At 56.2% G+C, this 7283-nt stretch carries 6 protein-coding genes, 1 tRNA gene and 1 other RNA gene; 5 read left to right on the top strand and 3 right to left on the bottom strand.

What is annotated here, in order from left to right; all coding sequences use genetic code 11:
- Positions 1-37: 37 nt before the first annotated feature.
- An RNA gene (gene ffs, locus HMPREF2981_RS04920) (signal recognition particle sRNA small type) lies at positions 38-132 on the bottom strand.
- A gap of 150 nt (positions 133-282) precedes the next feature.
- Between ffs and HMPREF2981_RS04915 the strand changes: the two genes are divergently transcribed.
- Together HMPREF2981_RS04915 and HMPREF2981_RS04910 are read left to right on the top strand one after the other, a co-directional pair.
- A tRNA-Ser gene (locus tag HMPREF2981_RS04915) sits at positions 283-367 on the top strand.
- Between the two features lie 137 nt (positions 368-504).
- Entirely contained in the window at positions 505-813 is a 309-nt protein-coding gene (locus tag HMPREF2981_RS04910; RefSeq protein ID WP_004006550.1) for a type II toxin-antitoxin system VapB family antitoxin, read from the top strand.
- 117 nt (positions 814-930) lie between these two features.
- Here HMPREF2981_RS04910 and HMPREF2981_RS04905 read toward each other — a convergent pair whose 3' ends face one another.
- Positions 931-1617 (bottom strand): TetR/AcrR family transcriptional regulator, encoded by a 687-nt coding sequence (locus HMPREF2981_RS04905; RefSeq protein WP_070661254.1) that lies wholly within the window; start codon positions 1615-1617, stop codon positions 931-933.
- Between the two features lie 142 nt (positions 1618-1759).
- Positions 1760-2653, bottom strand: a complete 894-nt coding sequence (locus tag HMPREF2981_RS04900) for an alpha/beta hydrolase (RefSeq protein WP_070661250.1) — start codon at positions 2651-2653, stop codon at positions 1760-1762.
- Between the two features lie 199 nt (positions 2654-2852).
- Between HMPREF2981_RS04900 and HMPREF2981_RS04895 the strand changes: the two genes are divergently transcribed.
- The 3 genes from HMPREF2981_RS04895 to HMPREF2981_RS04885 all read left to right on the top strand — a co-directional run bounded on the left by HMPREF2981_RS04895 (position 2853) and on the right by HMPREF2981_RS04885 (position 7122).
- Positions 2853-3578 carry a queuosine precursor transporter gene (locus tag HMPREF2981_RS04895; protein ID WP_013398444.1) on the top strand — a complete coding sequence of 242 codons (726 nt, stop codon included), beginning with the start codon at positions 2853-2855 and terminating at the stop codon, positions 3576-3578.
- A gap of 367 nt (positions 3579-3945) precedes the next feature.
- Positions 3946-5400, top strand: a complete 1455-nt coding sequence (locus tag HMPREF2981_RS04890) for an amino acid permease (protein WP_070661247.1) — start codon at positions 3946-3948, stop codon at positions 5398-5400.
- A 177-nt stretch (positions 5401-5577) separates the two neighbouring features.
- The gene (locus HMPREF2981_RS04885; RefSeq protein WP_070661244.1) at positions 5578-7122 is read left to right on the top strand and encodes an amino acid permease; all 1545 of its coding nucleotides are present in this window, start codon (positions 5578-5580) and stop codon (positions 7120-7122) included.
- Positions 7123-7283: the final 161 nt, after the last annotated feature.

The raw sequence follows: 7283 nt of genomic DNA, 5'->3' as shown, positions 1-7283 counted from the left end.
TATGACGGTGTGTTTCTGCTGCGAATGTTTTTGGGTATAAAAAACCTCTTACGCACCCGTCATAGCTCGAATACCCTTGCTACCTTCCGGTCCTGGGGGAGTTTTCCAAGATAACGCCACGTAAGAGGCACGTACCAGTCTACCTGATTTTGTGGTGGTTGTGAACTTGGTTCCGGGGTCTTGGGGTGCCTAGTGGCATTGGGCACTTTCGTTGGGGCAGAATTGCCTTAGTGTTGGGTTCCCTGTATAGTTTTATCCGTTCGCCCTTTTGGGTGTTTTGTTGGAGGATTCGCCTAGCGGCCTATGGCGCACGCCTGGAACGCGTGTTGGGTTCACGCCCTCGGGGGTTCAAATCCCCCATCCTCCGCTCTTTCCCCGGCTTCGAGTTTTCGAGGTCGGGGATTTTTGTGTTTGGACGCGCTGACCGGGTTTTATCGTGGCGTTGTGCCGTGTGTTGTGGGCGTGGCTTTTCGGACTGGGGGAGCGGCATTTTAGAATGTAGATATGATTTTCAAGAAGGTTGGTTCTTCGCGCCCGTATCCTGAGCATCATTTGTCGCATGCTGATTGGGGTAATGTGCCTCCGCAGCAGGTGCGTCTTGATGCGCTGATTACGACGCAGAAGACGCTTGACCTTGAGACGCTGCTTGCGGAGGATTCCACGTTTTATGGGGATTTGTTTCCGCATGTGGTGAAGTGGCGTGATGATTTGTACCTGGAGGATGGGGTGCATCGGGCGTTGCGCAATGCTTTGCATCGGCGTGCGGTGATGTATGCGCGGGTGCTTGATTTGGATCAGGTTCCGGGTTTTTAGCCGGATGCGCACTCGCTCCTCGTAGCCAGCTTGTGGAGATGAAGAAAGCCCCTGACGTAGCGGTCGGGGGCTTTCGCGTTTAATACTGGTTCGTTTTCTGCCGAACGCGGGGCGTCTTTAGGATGCGACGGTCAGGTCGGTCGTTTTCTCGCTTTTGTTTGCTTTAGTTTCTTCGATTTTGAGGGGGTTTCCGTCCGCATCAAACCGGGCGCCCAGCCCCATCTGGATGAACCTGATGGTGCTTTGAATCTGGCGTTCGCGGGTTTGTGCGTCGGGGGCGTCTTCGGCGCGTCCGGCGCTTGAGGAGAGTGAACCGTGTACGAGCATCGCGAGTTCGCGAATGTCGTTTTCGGGAATGTATTTTTCGGTGATGGCGTCGGAGAGGATGTTTGCCAAAACCATTTGCAGTTCGCTCACGTGTTTGCCGAGGCGCGCGTATGATTCGGGTGAGAGCATGGAGCGCATGGCGGGTCCGGGGGGAAGGTGCCTGCGGGCGAGGTCTTCGATCTGCAGGCGAATGTATACGGCGAGCTGATCGATGGGGTTGGTGACTCCGGTGATCCCTTCATCAAGTTCGTGCAGGAACCGTTCGGTTTCGTCAAGGGCGTAGGCAACCAGGAGTTCGCCCATGTCAGCGAAGTAATTGTAGACTGCTGTGCGACCAATACCGGCGTTTTTGGCGACGTCGGTCATGGTGAGTCCGGGGAGTCCTCGGGAGTAGAGGAGCTGACCGAAAGATTCGAGGATGGCACGTTTGGTGTTTTCGCGCTGAGCGGCGTTCGTTGCGGCAGAAATACGAGGCATAGTGACACTTTACCGCAGAACGTCAATAAATTGCGACTGCGGCACAAAAAATTACCGAAAAACTTGAGATATTTCTCAACGAGCGCATCACGCCCTGACTAGGAATGAAAATACTGTGCTCGGAAGATTTAGAAGCCCCGGCTTAGAGGTAGCCCAGCCGTGTGGCGGCACGCAAATCGTCCCGAATCAAAGAGGTCAGCGGATACCCACGATGTCCCTGCTTTGGCAGAATACGCAGCATAGTGCGTGCCTGCCGTCCCCGGTAAAATTCTTCACCCTCATGAGCTGCACGCTGCGCTGACCAGAACTGGCCCGCAGAAGCCGGTGCTTTGCCGTCGCGGTCTCCCACATGCCAGCTGAGCAGCATCCCGTTTAGGGAGCGGCTGGGCCCACGGAAACGCTGCGGAATACCGTCGGAACCGCCTCCGCCGATCATGGATGCGCCCCCGCCCAGCAGCCAGTCGTTGGAATGCGACAGCAGTTCGTAGGTAATAAATTCCGCTCCGCCCGAATACCCGGCAAGCCAGATGCGCGTGCGATCGTATCCGTATCGTTCGGCGAGGTCGGCGGCAAGGGCACGAAAAACACGACCGTTCCTGCGGGCACGCACCCACCAGGTGGTTGTGGGGTCATTGAAAACGGGTGCTTCAAGGGTTCCTGGTGCTAACACGGGCACGCACAGCATACGGTGTTCGCGGGCAATATCGGCGAGGTCGCGGCGCAAACTGGAGGTGCGGCTGAGCAGCCTGCTATTGGAACGAAGCAGGTAATCGCCGTCGAAGAAGAAAAGAATTCCGGGCGGTTCGGCCTGGGCAGCCTCAAGATGGTGCACGTTATCGACCCGATAGTGCAGGGTTCGTCCGTAGGCACGATAGGGGAGGTACCCGATGAGTTCGCTGGAGGAAACGAGCAGGGGTTCCAGAACCGAACCGGCGCGGCGGGCACCGCGCATCGCCGCCGAAATGCTTCGGGGCAAACGCGGGATGTGCGCGGTTGTGCGGCGCACGGATGAGCGAGCAGGTTCTTGGTGACCCATATTTCTAGTTTAAGAGGCGGCAGCCTGCACCGTAAAAAGGCTCGTGATACGAATAAAGCGGCGAAACTACGTTTTATCACCTCAAGAGCCTTTTTAGGTTCTCACTCAAACGGAGTTACTGGGTAAAATAGTGAGTGCTCGGGTGGCAGACGAGCATAATCTCAAAACAACATTCACATCAAACCTTTCAGGGAGAACTATGTCTACGCCCGCTAAGGCACCGCAGGATATTACTACCCCGCCGTGGGCGAAACGCCGCAGCTATTTTGACCTGCTGCTGGGCGCATCCTGCGTGATTCTGATTATTTCGAATATTGCGGCTACGAAGGGTATCGAATTCGGGCCGCTCCCATTCGAGCTTCCGCCGTTCACGAATGGCAACTTTATTCCCAGTGATGGTGGTTTCTTCCTGTACCCGCTGGCCTATGTACTCGGCGATGTGCTCTCTGAGGTGTACGGGTTTAAGCGCGCTCGCCGGGCTATTATCGCCTCGTTTGTGGCGGCGGCGTTTGCTGCCGGATGCTTCCTGCTGACTGTTGCCCTGCCGCCTGCCAGCTACTATGAGAATCAAGAGGCGTTCGCCATTATTCTCGGTCCCGTATGGCAGATTTTTGCCGGGTCGCTGCTGGGGTATTTGACGGGTCAGCTTCTGAACGCTTGGGTTATGGTCGCCATGAAGAAGGCCACCTCCGGGCGGTTTATGTGGGCGCGTATGATCGCTTCAACCCTCGTGGGCGAGTTGGCGGACACCATTATTTTCTGTGCGATTGCTTCGCCTATTCTGGGGATTACCAGCTTGGATCAATTCATCAGCTACACCTTGGTCGGGTATGTGTATAAGTGCCTGGTCGAGATTGTGCTCATGCCTATCAGTTACCCGGTGATTGGTTGGTTCAAACGCCATGAAATCGAGTACGACGGCTAGGTTAATACCGCACACCGCCGTGAAAAATTGATGATGTGGCGAGAAGCGGGTGGGTTGTCCGCTTCTCGCCATTAATATTTGTGGCGCTGTATCCTTGTGCGGTGGGTGGCGCATCTTATGCACAAATTTGCATTACATCGTGGAACACCCAAAAATAACCAAACTCTGAGATTCATAGGGGAAAACCTGTTTCGCCACGCACAAACCCATGCAAAAAGTTGCATAGATGATGCTCGACGCGGGATAGTTATTCGATACGCCTTTGCCACATTTGCTGCAGACCGGGTACCGAGCCGCGCTCGGTTTCGACGCGACATACGAGGGCAGGCGCCCAACCGATGAACGAAAAAATGGAAAGCACCACCTGATGAGTAAAGCACAGGACGCCTCAGCACCTAAGACGGCACCGGCAGAAAACGGCGAACTGAAACGTTCCCTCTCGCACGGTCAAATGACTATGATTGCGATGGGTCTCGCCCTGGGGACCGGCCTCTTTCTGGGCTCTGGTTCCGCCATCAAAATTGCGGGACCCGGTGCTATCATCGCCTACGCTGTTGGCTCCATGATCGCCGCTATTATCGCGGCATGCGCGGGCGAAATGGCGGTTCGCCACCCCGTTCCCGGCGGGTTCGGCACTATCGCAACCAGATACCTCAGCCCCTACGCCGGGTATATTGGCCGTTGGGCGTATTGGGCAACTACCGTGCCGCTGACCGGCGCCGAACTCGTGGCGGTTGGCAAATATTTCTCGTATTGGTTCCCCGCAATTCCGCTGTGGGTGACGGTGGCAGCCTCCGGCATCCTGATTCTCATCCTGAACCTGGTGAGCGTTAAATCCTTCGGCGCCCTCGAATTTTTCCTCTCCTCCATTAAAGTAATTGCGGTTATCGTCTTTATCGTGCTGGGGCTGCTTCTTGTGTTCGTTGGCCTGCCCGGACACACTGCGGTGGGTACCGCAAACCTCGTGAACGACGGTGGGCTGCTTCCTAACGGACTCGGCGCCGTCTGGGTTTCGATGGCAATTGTGATGTTCTCTTTCGGCGGTATTGAGATGCTTTCCATCTCCGCCGCAGAGGCGCAGAACCCGGCGCGTTCGGTGCGTACCAGTGTCAAGGCCATGATCTGGCGGCTCTCCAGTTTCTACGTGCTCTCAATGTTGATTATTCTGTGCCTGATGCCCTGGCAGCAGGCGGCGCAGACCGGCAAAGACCTCAGCCAATCGCCCTTCGTGATGGTGTTCTCTGAACTGGGCATTCCTTATGCGGCAGATATTACCAACTTCGTGATTCTGATCGCCGCGCTTTCGGGCGCGAACGCCTCGCTGTATGCGGCAACCCGCCTGCTCCACGCGCTTGCGGGCGATAAAATGGCACCCACGTTTGCGGGCACCACGAACCATAACGGCGTGCCCGTCACCGCGCTTATGCTCTCTTTCCTGGGTGTGGTGATCGCATCTGTCATGGCGGTGGCAGAAATCAGTAATATTTTCGAGCTGCTGATGGCCCTGGTCACTCTATGCGTCCTGGTGGTGTGGATTATGATTCTGCTGACCTATCAGGCATACAAGAAGCACCAGGGGAACTCCTCAGGATTCACCGTCTGGGGTGGGCGCATTACGGCCGGCGTGGGGCTTGCCGGGGTGCTTGCCACACTGGTCGCTCTTTTCATGCTTCCCGATTCGAGCGCCGTAGTATCCGTGCAGGTGGGCGTGGTGTTCTTCGCCATTATCTCCGTTTTCTACGTGGTGTTGGCGAAAAAACGCGGCGGTTTCCCGCGTGCCGATCTTGACGCGCTTGCCGAACAACAGAAGGAAGACGCATAGCCTGTTGCTATACCACGAGCAGATAGTATTTTGACGAGAAGATAGCGCTATCTTCTCGTCAAAATACTATCTGCTCGCGGTTAATACGGGCGATGTACTACCCTAGAAACACACTCATTCTTTGACATTTTCACAACATCACAGTCCAGGCACTCAGAACCCGAAGAAGGCTTAAACATGACCGACGGCCACACCCCTCAACCTGCTAAGAGGCATAGAAGCGGCGCTGCGCATCCAGCTGGCGGAGCACCACGCAATAAATCTGCCCGCGCCGAACTCAAGCGTTCCCTCTCGCACGGACAGATGACCATGATCGTTATGGGCTCGGCGCTTGGCACCGGCCTATTCCTGGGGTCCGGGCGGGCAATCGCTATGGCCGGACCAGCCGTTATTCTTGCGTATGCTATCGGTTCGGCGCTCGCCTCCGTCATAGGCGCGGCCACTGGCGAGATGGCGGTGCGTTATCCGGTGCGAGGCGGTTTCGGCGCTATCGCCACCAGGTACCTTGGTCCCTATGCCGGGTTTCTCACACGATTAGCCTATTGGACCGCAACCGTGGTCATCACCGGCGTGGAACTGGTCTCTGTGGCTACCTACCTGAATTACTGGTGGCCGCAGCTGCCTCTGTGGGCGGGCATCGCAGTATTCGGTGTCGCAATTATTATCCTGAATATCACGAGCGTGAAATCCTTTGGGGCGCTCGAATTTTTCCTCTCGTCCATCAAAGTTATTTCGGTGATCGCCTTTATTCTGGTGGGTCTGTGCCTGGTATTCTTCGGACTGCCCTCACATGCGGCGGTCGGCACCGCTAATCTTGTCAATGATGGCGGGTTCATGCCTCACGGGTTCGGCTCGGTCTGGCTTTCACTGGCGGTCGTGATGTTCTCATTCGGCGGTATTGAGATGATTTCTATCTCCGCCGCAGAAGCCAAGGATCCTGCCCGATCGGTGCGTTCCAGTGCGAAGGCTATGATGATTCGTTTGGCAACGTTCTATGTGCTGGCGCTGTTTATTGTGGTGTCGATTATTCCGTGGCGTTCGGCGGGTGAGCTGGGCGAGGAGGTCGAAACCTCCCCGTTCGTTCTGGTTTTCGATCAGTTGGGCATTACGGGCGCGGCGCATTTCGTGAACTTTGTGGTGCTCATTGCGGCACTGTCCTCGGCCAACGCTAACCTGTATGCCGGTGCCCGCCTGATGCACTCGCTGGCGACCGACCGTATGGCGCCCCGCGCGCTGGCAGCGGTGAACGCCTCCGGGGTGCCTTCGCGTGCCGTATGGGTTTCCACCAGCGGTGTTGTTATCGCTATTCTGCTGGCGCTGTTCAGCCCGCAAGAAGCATTCCTCTCCATGATCTTCCTGATTATGGTGTGTGCGCTCACCGTGTGGGTGCTGATTCTGCTCGCGTACATTGTGTACCGGCGGGTTGAGGGCAAAAGCTCGGCATTCCGCCTGTGGGGCGGGCGCGTTACGGCGGGCGTGGGCATCATGGTGCTTTTCGCCGTGTGGGTTGCCCTGTTTATGGTGCGCGGTTCGCTCATTCCCGCGATTGTGGGCGTGGGGTACTTCCTGGTTCTGACGATTGTGTACTTTGCGCGTGTGAAACACACACTCACGGTTGATGAGGATGCGTTTGTCGAGGCACAGCAGGCTTCCGCTGAGCACGCCACAGCCTTAGAGGAGGAAGAGGAGGCGTTGAAGACAGCCTCCGAATTCGGTCGCTAGAGCGCCTTGCTGATGCGGTGCATGCTGGGTTTCGTCGCTGAAGTGCGAGGTGATGAGTGCTCTGCCGCAGCCATCACCATAATAATTTGCAGAGGAAACCTCAAGTAATAATGATTTTATCTATCATGTAGTACTTGAAGGTTTTGTGGGTATTCTCAAAA

Origin of the sequence: Rothia sp. HMSC069C01 (genome assembly GCF_001814655.1) — a bacterium.
In the GTDB taxonomy this organism is placed as follows: domain Bacteria; phylum Actinomycetota; class Actinomycetes; order Actinomycetales; family Micrococcaceae; genus Rothia; species Rothia dentocariosa.
The sequence above is the reverse complement of the archived record's forward strand: the minus strand, read 5'-3'. Positions and strand labels throughout refer to the sequence as shown.